The sequence below is a fragment of the Paenibacillus sp. CF095 genome (assembly GCF_900101225.1).
In the GTDB taxonomy this organism is placed as follows: domain Bacteria; phylum Bacillota; class Bacilli; order Paenibacillales; family Paenibacillaceae; genus Paenibacillus.
Genome location: NZ_FMZN01000001.1, coordinates 2494484 through 2510048, shown reverse-complemented (window position 1 = coordinate 2510048; position 15565 = coordinate 2494484). Strand labels below are relative to the sequence as shown.

The following is a 15565-nucleotide window of genomic DNA, read 5'->3' as shown; positions in this document are numbered from 1 at the left end:
CGTGCAAAGGAATTGGGAAGTAGATTTTATAAAACTACTCGTACATCCGTCGTTCAAGTTCAGCATAGGCAATCGCAGGATCATCACTGGAATTATCAATATAAGCGATGGATGCAGAAGGGAGCGGCCAAGCTATTTCTTTTCGGACGAGAGAAGCTCTGAAGGCATCCCAGTTCGCTAACTTCCATTCATCTAATGGGGATTGTCTTGCTGAGATCCGTTTGTGATACAACGCTTCATTCTCAAGATAAATATAGGCAACCCGCACATCCGTATCTTTCAGAGAACGTCCAATCCGTGCGAGTTCCTGCTCGATCCAGTCAGGGGTACCGATTTCCTTGGTAAATGGCCCCACAACGATACTATCGATACCCAACTGAACGTTATCCAGAGCAGCATCCATCGTAATGCGGTACCCAAGATCACGGCATAACCTTTTGTATTCAGGTGAATCTCGGTCGGAGGGATCAAGTCCCTGAAGGGTCATGATCGCCTCAGCTGCAGGACGAAGCAATATATCCATATCAAAGAAAGCCGCTTTATGTTTACGGGAAAGGGCTTTAGCAAGGGTGGTCTTGCCACTTCCGGCCCCGCCGAGAAAGAAAATTAGTTTGCTCATGAATGTAATGTCTCCTTTAATTAGATTCAAAAAATAGGATATGTAATTGAAAAATACATGAGTATATAGATTCATCATTAGAGTTCGTGAATGAAAGGACTTGTTTATTTTAACATAAATAAAGAAGCTTGTTGGCTAGACAGAAAAGGAAGGATAAGGTAATATCATACCTAGTTGTTCTATGCATAGGTTTCCAATGTATATGAAAAGAAGAGCTTTAAAAGTGTATTTTTCGAAATCTAAAACTCTTGCTAAATGAATTGAAAAGGAAGGAGTGAGCGCGTTGCAGGTTAACAAACAAATGATTAAAGGCAGTACCGAAACATTGATTCTGACCCTACTTCAGGAACGACCGTTGTACGGATATGAATTAATTAAGGAATTACATCGTCAATCCGAGGGTGTGTTTAATCTGAAAGAGGGCACGTTATATCCTATTTTGCATGCCATGGAGATTGAAGGATGGGTAGAGTCGTACTGGATGGAGGTTGAAGGCCGTAAACGGAAATATTATTCAATTCGTGACAAGGGGATGGAGGCCTTACAAAGTAAAAAAGCAGAGTGGAATTTGTTCCGTAGAGCTGTGGATCGGGTGCTTGGGGAAGGAGGCCTGACATGACAAATCGAGATGAGCGGATTCAGCATTATCTTGATCACATGTGTGTTCAGGTTAAAGCTCGCGAAGTACATAACGACCTGCGTGATGAGTTGGGAAACCACATGGAAGAGATGATTCTGAATAAAGAACAAGAAGGTTATACAGAGGAAGAAGCAATTGCATATGCCATTGAACAGATGGGTGATCCAGCTGTCGTAGGCAAGAGTATGCACCGATTGCATCGGCATCGAATGCATTGGGGGTTGCTAACGGGACTTGCCAGTTTGCTAATCATTAGCCTGCTGCTGACATGGATTTATACGACAAATATCTCAGTTGAAAAGTTTCAGTTTTTGTATAAAAGTCATTTGCTCTACACTATTGTTGGTTTAGTGCTGATGGTGTTTTTGATGTATTTTGATTATCAAAAATGGAAAAAATCTGCCTGGTGGATCTATATTTTGTTAAGTGGGATGTTGTGGATTAATCCCCTGGTATCACCGTTTGATTATGGTGTACAACGGTTCTGGAGCATATTTGGGTTAACAATTGATCTTACGACGATATCCATGTGGGTATTGCCCCTTGCCATAGGTGCGATTATGATGGATAAGCTGCGTACTAAGTGCGATGTACAATCTGTCTCAACGTATATTCTTCTTGTGGCTTTGCCGTCTTTTAGCCTGTTTCAGGCTTCAGATTGGGTACGATTGTTTCCATTCGGAACGGCAACTATTATCTTGTTTGCCTGGATTACACGAAAATGGTTTTGTACGTTCGTGGGTGCTGCAATTACGGGAAGTGTCACTATGATACAGTTGTTTTTGAATGGTGAATACAGGCGGTTTGAGAGACTCTCTGTTGTGTTGGATCTCCAAAATGACCCGCTAGGACATGGCAGCTATAACCAATCAATTATGAATATTCTTCATTCTGCCGGATGGTGGGGAAACGGTTCTGACACGTCTTTGGACCACTTTACAGGATTTTATATGGACTATCCCGGTGTAATGCTTATTGATGTATTTGGTTGGTTAGCAGGCATAATGCTGTTGCTTGGAATCGTATGGTTTCTTACTAGTATGCTGAAAATGCTACCTCGTGTACTCGATGAATTTGGTCGTATGATCGTGTTTAGTATTACAATGATGTTTGCATTGCAAATGCTTTACTCGCTGGCGATGACTACCGGAAAGGTTCCGATTGTCAGCGTTACTTTCCCTTTTATTGGATTTGGTTCTCATGTGATCTTAGAATACGCCATGGTGGGTTTACTGCTTGGAGTATATCGACGTAAAGATACTATTTCATTGAGAAGCAAACAGGGAGAGCTGATCACGACCATGTCAAAATAAAAAAAGATACGTGATCGGATGGTATAAGTCATATAATACGATGTTTAACCAGACTGATGTGCTCGTGCGTCAGAAGGAAACCAGATATGACGCAGGTTCACCCAGCCCTGGCTGTTGAAAGATAGACCACGTACCGAAGGCAGATAAGCCGTCTCTACCGGTTTTTCAGATAAATGGAACAGTAGGTTCTGGCTTACCAAGAATTGTTCAATGCGGTCTAATTCAGAAGTTCGATCTACTGCGGTGGGAGAGGCGACGATGGTTTGCAAGATCTCATGGATCGTTATACGAGCAGAATCTTCCAGATGCTCAGATAACGTAGAGTAAAGATCATACCTTCGCAGTTCTTCGTCCCTGTCCCGAATGAGAGAGAAGAGAATCAGATCAGATTCCAGCCGCAGGTTTCCTTTGAACTGCTCCATCGTAGCGGTTCGGACGGTACAAGAGAAACCGCACTGCTCCAGTATGGACGCCAGATTTTTAGCATCCCTGCGATATTGTGGAATGGTTGCAATGTGCAGGGAGATGGGACTAGCCGAAGTGAGTCGTTTAGTAATATCTCTAAACCCTTCCGGGTCAACCATTCCGGCATTCACCGCACTAAAATCAGTCTCCACGATCTCAGAGTTATCTGCATGTCCGTCATCTCTATACATTCCAGCAAGGCATGACTGAAGGTGTGCTCTTACTTCCGGATCGTTTAACGGTCCGGTTTTTTGTGTATTACACGTGAGTAATTTATGAACCATTACACCTGCACTAATCTGTGTCCATTCTGCACCCGCAGACGAAGACGGATTATGAACAAGATGAAAGAACGGAGTTTCGATATCTTGGCTATCATCCATTTTTGCCGAGGCACTCCACGGAATCTGCAGGATATCTACCCGGTCCATATGTGCTCTACCCTGAAAATACGATGAAAAGGCTTCAAGTCTGCACAAGTGATCATCCCAGGCAGTGACCTTGAACGGTCCCGTCCCAACAGGTTTTTGCATCCCATGCTCATCACTCGAATGCTTCATCTTATGTTCGTTTGTTCCTGGTGAGGGTACAATCGCTGCACGACTTGTTGTCAGGAAGGACAAAAACAATTCATGAGGATCTTTAAGCTGGAAACACACGGTTAAGGGATCAACCGCTTCAATAGATAGAATCTGTTTACTCACATCACGGTACAATGTCCGGCGATCTGAGGATTGCAGTCGTTCAAACGTATGCACAATATCATGGGCCGTCAGCATCTGACCATCGTGAAATGTAATACCTTTCCGCAAATAAAAGATCCAGGTTTTTCGGTCTTCACTGACATCCCAGGTATGAGCGAGACATGGGAGAATCTCTCCCTGTTCACCCCGCTGAACTAACCCGTCAAAGACATGGCTGGTAACAAAGGATTCAGCTAATAGATTAATGTACAGCGGATCAAGCGCATGAAGCTGTTGGCGCAGGGGCAACCGAAGCGTATCAATTTGCTCATTATTGGTGCCGGCTTCCGTATGATGTCCTGAATACCCAAGCAACCACTGGTTTAGATGATCCTGCATGATTGTTGAACTGGAGAATGCGCTCACCTGCTCGGCAGCTTCCTGTAACTCCCGGCGATTCATGGCCTGCATCATATATTCTGCGGCGATTTGATCAGCCGGAACAAGCAATGTCAGTGAAGAACGCCGACCCCGGCCACGCTGGGAAACCCAACTAATCCAATCATGGGTAACCATCTTTTTGACAATCGTTAACGTATTGCGGTGCGTACAATTTAGCAACTCAGCGAGATCGGCGAGTGTAAGTTCATGTTCTGTTTGGTGGCCGTAATGACGATGCAACAGCAGATATTGCTGATGTAATTTCAAGTGTTGATTCCCTCCTGGAGGTGAACTCTGACGTATTCCTCTAAAATAAGAAGTTTTGTCGATTTTAATTTCTATTTATATTCCTATTTTATCATCTAGAATATAGCATAGAAAGGTTAATGGAGGTTATTCCCATGATTGATAAAATAATGGCTTCACCGCAACGTGCTCTAATCACGCTATTGTCTGCATGGATGCTGGCAATCATTCATCAGTATTTATTCTATGGTAATGAGATTGGAGTATCGTATCCTATTTTTGTAATTCTCTTTTATGTGTTCATGTATCTGTTTGCACGGGACCGCATGAGGTCTTTCAAGTTCATTGATGCTTTTGTAGCGGCTGTAGTGCTATTGTTGTCGCTAACGTTCCTGTTATACGACAATGAACTGCTGTATGTTCTTAATTTTCTGGTTATACCTGGCGTAGTTATCTTACATATGACGTATCTGATGGGCAGAAAACAGAAGCAGTGGTGGGAGATCGGTTTGATTGGTACGGCTATTGACCATTTGCTGCCTCAAGCCATACGTCATTGGGGGACTATTGCTGCCATTGCTGTGAGAGCAGGCGGGCGTGGCATGGGCAAATCACAGAAAACAGTTGTTTTCAAAGTGCTAATTGGTCTTGTGGCGTCCTTGCCTATCCTCATTGTAGTCGTTGCATTACTGTCCTCTGCTGACGGGGTCTTTGATCAATATTTAGCCGGTTTTCCGGAGTGGTTGAATCAGCTGGCTTTTACTCCAGGGATACCAAGAATCATCTGGATTGTCATTGTGGGTGTAGTGCTGTTCGGTTATGTATGGGGATTTGTACAGCCAATGCAATATGAGGCAGAGAAGAGAGAGAACGCACATTGGAAAAATGGAGCAGCATCCACGGTTGATAAGCGTGATCACACCTATATATTCTCTCCTGTGGACCCGGCCACTGAAGGTAAGGTTACAAATAAGATTACACCCGAGCCCGAACGCACTCCGGTTCATCGGGAACCATTCAGATTGGACCCCATCATTGTGGGGACGATGCTGATTGTCATTAACTGTGTGTACGTTTTGTTTGTACTTGTACAGTTTTCGTATCTGTTTGGTGCAGGAGAGGGGCATCTTCCGGTAGATCTGTCTTACGCAGACTATGCGAGAAGTGGATTCGCAGAGTTAATTCTCGTCACAGGTATTAACTTCTTTATTCTTATTGTTGCTTTGCAGTATACCCGTTCGAGTGGCAAAGCGGGTTCCATCGTGCATCAGGTACTTCTCCTGATTCTGGTCAGTTGTTCAGCAATTATGTTGTATTCCGCGTTTATGCGCCTTAATCTGTATGAGCAGGCATATGGATATACGTACATCCGCTTCCTGGTACACGCCTTCATGATCTTCCTCGCACTCCTGTTACTGATTGCTGGCCTTCGTATACGCTACACGTCAATACCGCTGATCCGCTGGTATATTGTGCTTGCGCTCACTGCATATGTTGCAGTCAACTATGTGGGCATGGATCATCGGATTGCCGCGCTGAATATTGAACGTTATCATCAGACTGGCAATATTGATGCAACCTATCTGGCAAGTCTGTCGGCAGATGCAGTTCCGTTACTTCGAGAGTTTGCTCAGGAGGAGTACCCGGATCTCAAGAGGGAAATGCTGGAACGTCAAGCATACCTGGACGTGGATTCATCAGATCGTTCTTGGCCTTCTTATAACGTGGCAAGACACCGAGCTGAGCTAGAAATGTCCAAATTGAGAACGGAATAGCTGAATAGTAGTTGTTTTCACGTACGGATTTATGCAAAAACAATATGTAAGTGTTATAATATAAAAACTAACCTATAAAGGGGGTGAATCCCTTGTTTGAACTGCAGGAGTTATTACCATATTTATTCTCGATTGGACTCATCTTCACCGTCAGTTATGCCTATATTGCCCATCTTCACTGTGGCATGACAGAGTACTGGATGGAAGGTGGCGCCGGTGGTGGACTTGAACCTGTACTTCCCGCCTTATGTTTGGACAGACAGCATAGACAGGAAGACTGGAGCCGCATGATTAGACGAAGAGAAGCGCCCGATGAAGATGAACCAGATTGTCATTCCTCGTTGAACGATTGGTCAACAAATCAACGAGGAGGATATATATGGAACATAAGACTAACAAGGGATTCACTTTTAGATCGGGCAAGGGACGGATCTATGGCCTGATTGCCATTTTGTTTGCAGTCATGCTGCTTGCCGGATGCAGCAACAACGTGTCGGAGATTACTTCATCGACACCGGGATTTTTTAACCACTATGTTGTATTTCCACTGTCGTATCTGATTCAGCATATTGCCACCATATTTAATGGAAGTTACGGGGTCGCAATTATTGTAATCACGCTGGTCATTCGATTAGCACTGTTGCCATTGATGATGCGTCAAGCCAAGTCCCAGCAAGGAACACGAGTCATCATGAACGCCATGAAACCTGAAATGGATGCGCTCAAGAAAAAGTATGAAGGCAAAAATGACCCTGCTGATAAGCAAAAGCTGTCTCAGGAAACGATGGAGCTATACAAGAAACATAAGTTCAATCCGCTGAACATTGGTTGCTTGCCAATGCTCATTCAGTTGCCTATCCTGTCCGGTATTTACACAGCCATCCGACTTACACCGGAGTTGTCCTCCCACTCGTTCCTGTGGTTCAAACTGGGAGCGCCGGACTATGTACTCGCTGTGGTGGTCGCGGTCATATATCTGATTCAAGCCAAGGTATCACAAGCCAATATGGCGCCTGAGCAGCGAAAACAGTTCGCCATCATGGGATATCTTTCCCCATTGATGATGGCATTCTTTTCTCTTACAGCTCCAGCAGCGATGCCGCTCTACTGGACAGTTGGGGGTTCATTCCTGGTACTACAGACATTATTGTTCCGCAAAATGTACCCGGTGGAACATCCACAGGAGCCAGTGGTTGTGGAAGTAAGTAAGAAAAAGAATAAAAAATCGAGTTCATCCAAACCTTCTAGGAAACCTGCAAAGTCTTAATAAAGTTGGTCGCAGTTGGCTGCGGAAACATGGTGATTACGGAAACTTGCTGAACACAAAGAACATAATGAAGAAGCCTGATCCATATGGATCAGGCTTCTTTTTGTACTCTCAGGTGTTCCTTTCTAGTTTTTTTTACGAAAGCGGATGAAAAGCATAACGTCTACTGCCTGTTCCCCAATATCACTTAATGATGATATACTTACCTGATCAAATATGATATTGATAATCAATATCAATTATTGAGTGATGTATACAATGGAAAAAGTGAAACGAGGAGCGCGGATAGATGCAAGAGGAAGAAGCAAGACAGGGATTTACACCGGAGATGATTGATATGATGGCCAGTATCTGGACACGCTCGATCATTACATTAATAGATGTACGCTTTCAGAATGTAGCGTCACAATACCCGTTGGAGCAATATAAAATGCCTAGTAGCATGTTTATCTATGCATATGGGGGAGAAGCGCAAATCCAACTGAATGAAACCACATTTGCAATGGAACGCTTTGGTTTAGTTCACGGCGGGAAGGGGAGCCTGCTCAGTATTACACCTAAAGAGGAGATGGTGAAGACCTTTATGGTGTTTTATAGAGCAGAATCACCTCTCTTTTTCAAGAAACATTTGCAACAATTACTGGAGCAAGTAAATCCATTTGTTCAACAGTTTGGTTATACGCCAAGTAATCCCATCTTGCTACGCGATTGGTTCCAACGGATGATGAATGGCTGGAAACGTGGCAAGGCGATGGATCAACTACAGGCCAAAAGTTTTCTATATCAATTGATTCATGAGGTATACAGGGATTTGGAGGGTGGTGAGATTCGGTATCTCCAGCCAGATCCAGCCTGTTCTGCCAAGATATATCTCGATAAACATTACAGGGAGCCGATTATGTTTCAACAAATTGCCGATATGTTTGGGATCAGTGGTGGACAATTAACGCGGTTGTTCAAAAAAAGGGAAGGGATGAACTTACAGGAGTATCTCATTCAGAGAAGGATTGAAGCTGCCTGTCATGACTTGAAACATACAGAAGCGACGGTTAAAGAAATCGCAACTGGAGCTGGTTTCGCAGATGAGAAAAACCTGTTCCGCATGTTTAAGAAACATTACAAGATGACACCAAGTGATTATCGGAAAATAAACGCACTATCCATGCAGGTTGATGGTATTGATAATGATTCTCATCTCCCTTACGATGAGAGGGAACTAGCGAGTCTAGTCAAGTCTTATAGAGATGGGGAATCAACGATGTTTGGATCATTAAGAAGTAAAGAAATGATTTTGGCGGCGGCGATAAGCATGATGCTCTTATTGACAGCATGTACGTCAGGGACGCCAGCGAATAATGGGGGAACGGCGAATACAACACCTGCTCAGACACAGCAGACGGCACAACAGGAAGGGTCGGAGACAAAAGCTTCGGAAGCAGTCTCGCAGACCAGAACGATAACCACAGTTAAGGGTGATGTTGAGGTGCCTAACAATCCTCAGCGAGTTGTAGTCGATTATTTGGTTGGTGATGTGGTAGCTCTAGGTGTAACTCCTTTAGGTGTGGCTAGAGCTGCACGGGGAGAGACAGAGCCTGTTTATGCTAACCAGATTACAGACTCCATAAAAGTAGCCATGGAGCCGGAAGATATCATGACGCTTGAGCCTGATCTTATCATTTTGGCATGGAGTGATGAGTCGTATGATGATTTATCCAAAATTGCCCCGACCATTTATGTTCCCTATGGTGATATGACTACAGAAGAGCGGATACAATTTATTAGCGATGTTTTGAACAAACAGGAAGAGGCTAAGGATGTTTTGAATGCTTATACCGGAAAAATCGAAGAAGCAAAGCTAGCCTTTCAGAATGCGGGCCTTTCCGATATGACGATTACGGTTGGAGAATTCAGTGATAAAAGTAACTACATAGCTGGAGCCAAGCATGCCGTTGGCGAGCTTGTTTACAATGAACTTCAATTGCAGGCACCTTCAAAAGTCCAAACGGATATTATCGATGCAGATAAATATTGGGGCGATGTCTCCATGGAAGTATTACCCGCTTACTCTGGGGATTATATGATCTTCTTAGGAGATGGAAACGTTGCTTCTGATAATGCAGTGTGGAATGCCATACCTGCTGTGCAACATGATCGGATCGTAAAGGTAGATTCTTCGCTATCTTGGTCCACCGACGTAATGACTTCCAGTGCATTGATTGATTATATTGTTAGTCAATTGCTGGCATTAGCTAAATAAGAGTTAGAACGAAATTTTAATTGAGCACTCCAAATTTTCAAACATGACCAGTCGAATTTATGGACGTTAATATCCATATTCGTTTGGATTGTCAATAGGTGATGAAAGGGAAACGAGATGAAAAGCAAGCCTGAACAAAAACGCCGTGGGGCGATGAACTTCACCATGTACATGGTAGTAGGGCTTGGATTAACGGTTCTCATGTCGGCGGCATCGATTATGTTTGGTGCTGCTGATATGAGGTTAGCAACGGTATGGGAGGCTATTTTCCGATTTGATCCAATGCGCACTGAACATCAAATTATTCAAACCATGCGTCTTCCGCGTACCGTAGCTGATCTGATCGTTGGGTGCAGCCTTGCGGTATGTGGCGCTATCATGCAGGGGACAACGCGCAATCCGCTGGCCGACTCCGGGCTCATGGGGATTAGCTCTGGCGCAGCATTTGCAATTGCACTATGCCTGGCCTTTCTGCCGGGTTATTCGTATTGGCAGATGATGTTGTTCGCTTGTCTGGGAGCAGCGATCGCCACCGGTATGACTTACTTTACCGCATCACTGGGCAATCGCGGAATGACGCCACAGCGGCTTGTACTGGCAGGTCTATCTATTTCAATGTTGTTTGGCGCACTCAGTCAGTATTTGGCGATCAATTATAACCTGGGCAGAGCATTGACATTCTGGACGGCGGGTAGTACAGCGGGTGTCAAATGGGGAGAATTGCTGATTATCTCACCGCTCTTTGTTGGTGGTATACTGCTGGCACTGGCCTTATCCCCTTCCGTTACATTGCTCAGTTTGGGAGATGATGTGGCAAGTGGACTCGGCATTCGTAGCGGACTGGTCAAGATTTTGTCGACCATTATTGTACTTGTGCTGACTGGATTGGCTGTTGTTGTGGTTGGCCCGGTTGGTTTTGTGGGTCTGATCACCCCGCATATTGTGCGATATATGGTAGGTGTCGACTATCGATACATTATTCCGGCAGCGGCAATATATGGTGCGTTGCTCACCGTATCGGCCGATTTGGCTGGACGCTTGATCAATAAACCGTTCGAAACGCCGATTGCCATTATATTTTCTATCATTGGTGTGCCGTATTTTCTCTTCTTGGCTCGAAGACAAAGGAGGGAATACGAATGACCAAGCGGCGTTATACGGTGAAACGAGGCATTAACATCAATGCAGTGCTTATGGTGCTCATCCTTGTGTTTGCTATCATTAGCATGAATTCTGGCAAGATGAATCTTTCACCGTTAGAAGTGCTGAACGTTCTCATAGGAAACGGTACCGATAAGCAAAATCTGATTGTGTTTGATTTTCGTTTGCCACGAATTGTACTTTCGATCTTGGTAGGTCTGGGGATGGGAGCGGCGGGGGTCGTGATGCAGAGTTTGCTGCGCAATGACATGGCTAGTCCGGGAACACTGGGAATTAGTTCGGGATCGGGTTTGTTTGTCCTGTTCTTCGTTGTATTCATTGCACCAACAGGGAAGAGTTCCTTCATTGCTCTGCCTCTGTTGGCTTTTGTTGGCGGACTATTGGCGGCGGGAATGATCTTCTTATTATCGTATCGCCGCGGACGAGACATCTCACCAATCGGTTTAATCTTGACCGGGGTCGCGCTAGGAAGCGGGTATGGGGCGCTGACGACTTTCTTGACACTCAAGCTGGATGATTCGCAGATGAATTTCATGCTGTATTGGCTCGCGGGGAGCCTATGGGGCGATGATTGGGGCTATATTTCCATACTGACACCATGGGTTTTGATCTTAATCGGTTATATTTTTTACAAGGCTCGCGTACTGAATGCCCTCCATCTGGGCAATCAGACAGCACAGGGGCTTGGTGTTTCCGTAAATCGGCAGTTTTTGGGATTGTCAATCGCTGCTGTTGCTTTATCCTCTGGAAGTGTAGCTGTGGGGGGAAGCTTCTTTTTTGTTGGCTTGATCGCTCCGCATATGGCCAGAAAACTGGTAGGTCCCGATCATAAATTGCTCATTCCGGCTGCCAGCTTGGCCGGGGGACTAGTCGTGGTGTTGGCTGACACGATTACGCGCACGGTTAGCCTGGTAGGAGATGTGCCGACAGGAATCGTCATTACAGTCATTAGTGTTCCATATTTTCTTTATTTACTAGCAAAAGCCAAATAACACAATCAATGAAATGGTCTTGATATTTTGTGGAAAAAGGGTTGGGATAACTGCACGCTGCGTTTAAAAGCAGAATGCACGATATGAAGTTCAACGTTCGTAGCTAGCCTGCTACCGCTATGCTTCTTAATCAATAGCATATAAAAAAAGATGCCATTACGAGGATATCGTAGTGGCATCTTTTGATTTTTTCTCATTTGATAGTCAAGTGGATTACTAGGAAATTACTCAGGATTTATATGGCAGGTTTTCCGACAGCTGAAAACGGGAAACGAAATACCAGATGAGCTCGCGACGTGAGGATACCTTGGTTTTGGCAAAAATGGATTTTAAATGATCCTGAACGGTGTAGACAGAAATATGCATCGCAGCAGCAATTTCTTTGGATGAATAGCTGCGGAGCACATATCCGAGCAATTCCCGCTCTCGACTGGATAATCCATGGCTCTCGGCGAGCAAGGGAAGCAAATCCTGCGGCATCGCCTGCTCCAAACGGATGGCAATCTGATCCGGTCCCGCGAGGTGTTGCATAAGACTGGCATGAAGTAGGAGGTAACGCCCATCCGGAAGTTGGATACAGACTTTGGAGGGCGAGTCAGGAGTGAGTTGAGTATTTTCAGCCCGTTCTGCCTGATTCTTGCGTTGCAAGTGGGAACTCACTGCACGTACCGGACGGGGCAGAACATCAGGCCCTACATGTTCCAGCATGCGCAATTGGGACAGCCAATATTGAGCGGAGGCGTTCAGGGATAAGAGCTGGAACGTGTCTGAGGTGATCAAAATTCCGGGTTCCTCGGGACTGTCACTCGTAATCTCATCGATCAGTGTCAGGCTCGTGGACCGCAGCATCGATGCAATAGAAGCGGTCCAGGTCTGAATCAGCAACCGTTCGTCTTCTGTAAAAAAAGAATTCTCACTCTTGCGATACAGCGTCAGGTATCCCCAACAAGCGTCTCCACTGACTAATACAGCGCGCAGTTCATCACCAAACCCAGCTGGCTGAAGAATGTTGATGTACCTTGAGCTTTGTTCAGGGTGTGCATTCACGGATGCATGAAGTAAAGCTGTATGTTCACCGCTTCGTATTAATTCAGCGTATTTATGTATATCTTCTTCCATGTATTCATTGACGAATAACCGATCATGAATGGCCTCAATGCCATCTTCTGTCACGGCTCCTGTGGAGAGAAGAGTCAGAGGATCAACGGTGGTAAAACAGTATGCGTCGTAAGGTACAACCGTATGGATCTGCTTGAGAACAGCTTCCCGATAGGTACGTGAGGTCCAGGTTCCTTTTTCAAGAGAAGTGATAAGTCTGTGGTTCCTATCAATACGTGATGTCAACAAAATTACTCCTCTCTCTGCGCGCATATCCCAATGTTCTGGGATTGTAGGCTCGCCGTATCCTTCTATAATGAAATTAGACGAACAACGAGTCAAGTCTAACTTCAATTCAAGAGGAGTGCGGTGTCCATGAATCACAATCCATCAACGATGAGCTGGGAAACGGCAGATGTTCATCGTTACGAACAATCGATAGCCCTGAAAATTCCGGGTTATTCTCATATGCATGATCTAATGGAACGGCTGCTCGCAGCATCTTTTGCGGATAACAACGATATTCATATACTTGTAGCCGGAGCGGGAGGGGGGAAAGAGATTGCTCTGCTTGGCTCACGCCATACGGAGTGGACAATGATCGGTGTTGATCCTTCACTGCCCATGCTGCAACTTGCTGAGAAACGAGTCGAGGAAGCAGGCATCGGTTCCAGAGTGAAGCTGCAACCCGTCACGGTTGAAGAATTGCCGGAGGATATCGTATATGATGGGGCGACAAGCATGCTCATGTTACATTTCCTTCAGGGGATGGAGGCCAAGAGAATGTTTCTTACCAGCCTCGCAGCGAGACTTAAACCGGGTGCACCATTGATTGTTGCGGCTGTAAATGCCGATCTTCGTTCACTTGCACATCCAATCATGATGCAAGCCTGGAAGGATCACATGTTGAGTGTGGGCGTGCATCCTGAAGAGTGGGAACGGTTTGCTGCTTCCTTGGGCCGTGAATCCGATCCGATATGCTCTGAAGAGATGACTCAGCTACTGACCGAATGCGGTTTCTCACATATTACACGTTACTTCGGGGCGTTCTGGGTGGAGGGGTATTATGCAATTCGAAACTAACGTGAAGCCTATGAAAGATCAGATCTGGGTGGTTGGTGGTTATGGTCAAGTGGGACAGATGATATGTACTCAACTGGGGAAATTGTTCCCGGGTAAAGTATGGGCTGCGGGTACACGCATGAACCGTGCGGAAGAGTTCAGCAGGTCTACAGGTGGCGCTGTACTACCGCTTCAACTGGATGTAACACGACCTGTAGAGCCATCTATGTTAAGGCCAGTGAAGCTGGTCATCATGTGTGTGGACCAAAGCGATACCCGGTTTGTTGAAGCCTGTGCACAAGCCGGAACCGATTATATTGATATTTCTGCAAAATATGATTTTCTCGCCCAGGTGGAACAACTGCACACCAAAATGCAACGTTCCAAATCGACTGCGATACTCAGCGTTGGATTATCCCCCGGAGTGACTAATTTGCTTGTACGTGAAGCGACCATGCATATGGATCAGGTGGAGGAAGCAGACATTACCGTAATGCTGGGACTTGGAGAGAAACACGGAAAAGCTGCCGTGGAGTGGACCGTTGATCAGATGAATGCCACCTACCAAGTGATGCAAAAGGGCAAATCTGCTGAGGTACAAAGTTTCGGAGATGGCAAATGTATTGATTTTGGAGCGGAACTGGGGAACCGAAAGGCCTATCGATTTAACTTTTCCGATCAGCACGTGGTTGCTCGGACGTTACGTATTCCAACCGTATCTACCAGACTCTGTCTGGACTCCCGCTGGATCACAAGATCCATGGCAATCTCCAAACGTGCAGGGTTGTTTTCGTTGCTGCGTATCCCGTCTATTCGGAGTGGAACGGTTAAGGCATTTGGCCTTATTCCTGGGGGAGAGCCGATGTATGCAGTCAAGGTTGATGCCGTAGGGTGGGAAAATGGTGAGCAAATCCGCGTCGAACAACTACTGGTCGGCGCAAAGGAAGCAGATGCAACAGCAGCAGTAGCTGCAGCCGTGGCAGAACGTGTGTATAAAACAGAGATGCCACATGGTGTATTTCATATTGAACAGTGTCTCTCTTTGCAGGACATTCAGGATGCACTTCATACGCCACTAAAGGTGACGACCAAGATCACCTAGTTACATGTTCTTTTGCTGGGAACCGCCGATCTGCTATGATGGAACAATAATCATGGCATGAATGGAGGGAGATCATGAACTGCGTTGCTGTATTACCTTATTACAAAGTACAGAGAGAAGTGACGGGTCTCGCCCAAGAGATTGAGATGAATGCCCGTTCCATGATTCTGTATTCAGATAAAATCGTGACCAAATACCGCGAGTTCAACATCACGGAAGTGTTTGATATGTCATTTCGCCGTATGGGTGACGAAGGTGGATTTTTCTATTTGCACACAAGCACAGGAGTATATCCATATATGGTCGAAATCGACCCCAAACCGTTTATACAAAGTTTCAGAAAGATGACAATTCAAAAATTAAAATGACTTGACCTTGCCGTTACGTGAAGGCTTACCCTCGGATATGGAAGGAACCATAACCAATTCAGAGGAGCTGTGAATG

14 protein-coding genes are annotated in these 15565 nt (G+C 45.3%); 11 read left to right on the top strand and 3 right to left on the bottom strand.

Features of this window, described 5'->3' with window-relative positions:
- Window positions 1-34: 34 nt before the first annotated feature.
- Window positions 35-619 (bottom strand): P-loop nucleotide/nucleoside kinase family protein, encoded by a 585-nt coding sequence (locus tag BLS69_RS10725; RefSeq protein ID WP_091031308.1) that lies wholly within the window; start codon window positions 617-619, stop codon window positions 35-37.
- Window positions 620-902: 283 nt separating this feature from the next.
- Between BLS69_RS10725 and BLS69_RS10720 the strand changes: the two genes are divergently transcribed.
- Together BLS69_RS10720 and BLS69_RS10715 are read left to right on the top strand one after the other, a co-directional pair.
- The gene (locus BLS69_RS10720; RefSeq protein WP_017688825.1) at window positions 903-1238 is read left to right on the top strand and encodes a PadR family transcriptional regulator; all 336 of its coding nucleotides are present in this window, start codon (window positions 903-905) and stop codon (window positions 1236-1238) included.
- On the top strand, window positions 1235-2572 hold the full coding sequence (locus BLS69_RS10715; protein ID WP_091031305.1) for an FtsW/RodA/SpoVE family cell cycle protein: 1338 nt from the start codon (window positions 1235-1237) through the stop codon (window positions 2570-2572). Before BLS69_RS10720 ends, BLS69_RS10715 begins: the two co-directional genes overlap by 4 nt.
- Before the next feature lie 44 nt (window positions 2573-2616).
- Here BLS69_RS10715 and BLS69_RS10710 read toward each other — a convergent pair whose 3' ends face one another.
- Complete coding sequence (locus BLS69_RS10710) at window positions 2617-4428, bottom strand: ABC transporter substrate-binding protein (RefSeq protein ID WP_091031303.1); 1812 nt, start codon at window positions 4426-4428, stop codon at window positions 2617-2619.
- A 134-nt stretch (window positions 4429-4562) separates the two neighbouring features.
- Between BLS69_RS10710 and BLS69_RS10705 the strand changes: the two genes are divergently transcribed.
- The 6 genes from BLS69_RS10705 to BLS69_RS10680 all read left to right on the top strand — a co-directional run bounded on the left by BLS69_RS10705 (window position 4563) and on the right by BLS69_RS10680 (window position 11859).
- Window positions 4563-6182, top strand: a complete 1620-nt coding sequence (locus BLS69_RS10705; protein ID WP_176872673.1) for a DUF4153 domain-containing protein — start codon at window positions 4563-4565, stop codon at window positions 6180-6182.
- Between the two features lie 92 nt (window positions 6183-6274).
- Window positions 6275-6625, top strand: coding sequence for a hypothetical protein (locus BLS69_RS10700; RefSeq protein WP_176872672.1), 351 nt, complete (start codon window positions 6275-6277; stop codon window positions 6623-6625).
- Entirely contained in the window at window positions 6562-7449 is an 888-nt protein-coding gene (gene yidC, locus BLS69_RS10695) for a membrane protein insertase YidC (RefSeq protein ID WP_091031298.1), read from the top strand. The genes BLS69_RS10700 and yidC overlap by 64 nt, the downstream gene beginning before the upstream one ends.
- A 289-nt stretch (window positions 7450-7738) precedes the next feature.
- The gene (locus BLS69_RS10690; RefSeq protein WP_091031296.1) at window positions 7739-9706 is read left to right on the top strand and encodes an AraC family transcriptional regulator; all 1968 of its coding nucleotides are present in this window, start codon (window positions 7739-7741) and stop codon (window positions 9704-9706) included.
- Window positions 9707-9823: 117 nt separating this feature from the next.
- A complete protein-coding gene (locus BLS69_RS10685; RefSeq protein ID WP_091031293.1) occupies window positions 9824-10849 on the top strand; it encodes a FecCD family ABC transporter permease in 1026 nt (341 codons plus the stop codon).
- Window positions 10846-11859 (top strand): FecCD family ABC transporter permease, encoded by a 1014-nt coding sequence (locus BLS69_RS10680; protein ID WP_091031290.1) that lies wholly within the window; start codon window positions 10846-10848, stop codon window positions 11857-11859. Before BLS69_RS10685 ends, BLS69_RS10680 begins: the two co-directional genes overlap by 4 nt.
- Window positions 11860-12087: 228 nt before the next feature.
- On the opposite strand, the gene BLS69_RS10675 is transcribed toward BLS69_RS10680, so the two are convergent.
- The gene (locus BLS69_RS10675) at window positions 12088-13203 is read right to left on the bottom strand and encodes a helix-turn-helix transcriptional regulator (protein WP_176872669.1); all 1116 of its coding nucleotides are present in this window, start codon (window positions 13201-13203) and stop codon (window positions 12088-12090) included.
- Window positions 13204-13332: 129 nt separating this feature from the next.
- Between BLS69_RS10675 and BLS69_RS10670 the strand changes: the two genes are divergently transcribed.
- The 3 genes from BLS69_RS10670 to BLS69_RS10660 all read left to right on the top strand — a co-directional run bounded on the left by BLS69_RS10670 (window position 13333) and on the right by BLS69_RS10660 (window position 15489).
- Complete coding sequence (locus BLS69_RS10670; protein WP_091031286.1) at window positions 13333-14040, top strand: class I SAM-dependent methyltransferase; 708 nt, start codon at window positions 13333-13335, stop codon at window positions 14038-14040.
- The gene (locus BLS69_RS10665) at window positions 14024-15121 is read left to right on the top strand and encodes a saccharopine dehydrogenase family protein (protein ID WP_091031284.1); all 1098 of its coding nucleotides are present in this window, start codon (window positions 14024-14026) and stop codon (window positions 15119-15121) included. The genes BLS69_RS10670 and BLS69_RS10665 overlap by 17 nt, the downstream gene beginning before the upstream one ends.
- Before the next feature lie 74 nt (window positions 15122-15195).
- The gene (locus tag BLS69_RS10660) at window positions 15196-15489 is read left to right on the top strand and encodes a hypothetical protein (RefSeq protein ID WP_076214685.1); all 294 of its coding nucleotides are present in this window, start codon (window positions 15196-15198) and stop codon (window positions 15487-15489) included.
- Window positions 15490-15565: the final 76 nt, after the last annotated feature.

Excerpts from the sequence above, each read along its gene's own strand:
- BLS69_RS10725 (WP_091031308.1), bottom strand. The coding sequence starts at position 619 with ATGAGCAAACTAATTTTCTTTCTCGGCGGGGCCGGAAGTGGCAAGACC.
- BLS69_RS10715 (WP_091031305.1), top strand. The coding sequence starts at position 1,235 with ATGACAAATCGAGATGAGCGGATTCAGCATTATCTTGATCACATGTGT.
- BLS69_RS10705 (WP_176872673.1), top strand. The coding sequence starts at position 4,563 with ATGATTGATAAAATAATGGCTTCACCGCAACGTGCTCTAATCACGCTA.
- yidC (WP_091031298.1), top strand. The coding sequence starts at position 6,562 with ATGGAACATAAGACTAACAAGGGATTCACTTTTAGATCGGGCAAGGGA.
- BLS69_RS10690 (WP_091031296.1), top strand. The coding sequence starts at position 7,739 with ATGCAAGAGGAAGAAGCAAGACAGGGATTTACACCGGAGATGATTGAT.
- BLS69_RS10685 (WP_091031293.1), top strand. The coding sequence starts at position 9,824 with ATGAAAAGCAAGCCTGAACAAAAACGCCGTGGGGCGATGAACTTCACC.
- BLS69_RS10680 (WP_091031290.1), top strand. The coding sequence starts at position 10,846 with ATGACCAAGCGGCGTTATACGGTGAAACGAGGCATTAACATCAATGCA.
- BLS69_RS10670 (WP_091031286.1), top strand. The coding sequence starts at position 13,333 with ATGAATCACAATCCATCAACGATGAGCTGGGAAACGGCAGATGTTCAT.
- BLS69_RS10665 (WP_091031284.1), top strand. The coding sequence starts at position 14,024 with ATGCAATTCGAAACTAACGTGAAGCCTATGAAAGATCAGATCTGGGTG.
- BLS69_RS10660 (WP_076214685.1), top strand. The coding sequence starts at position 15,196 with ATGAACTGCGTTGCTGTATTACCTTATTACAAAGTACAGAGAGAAGTG.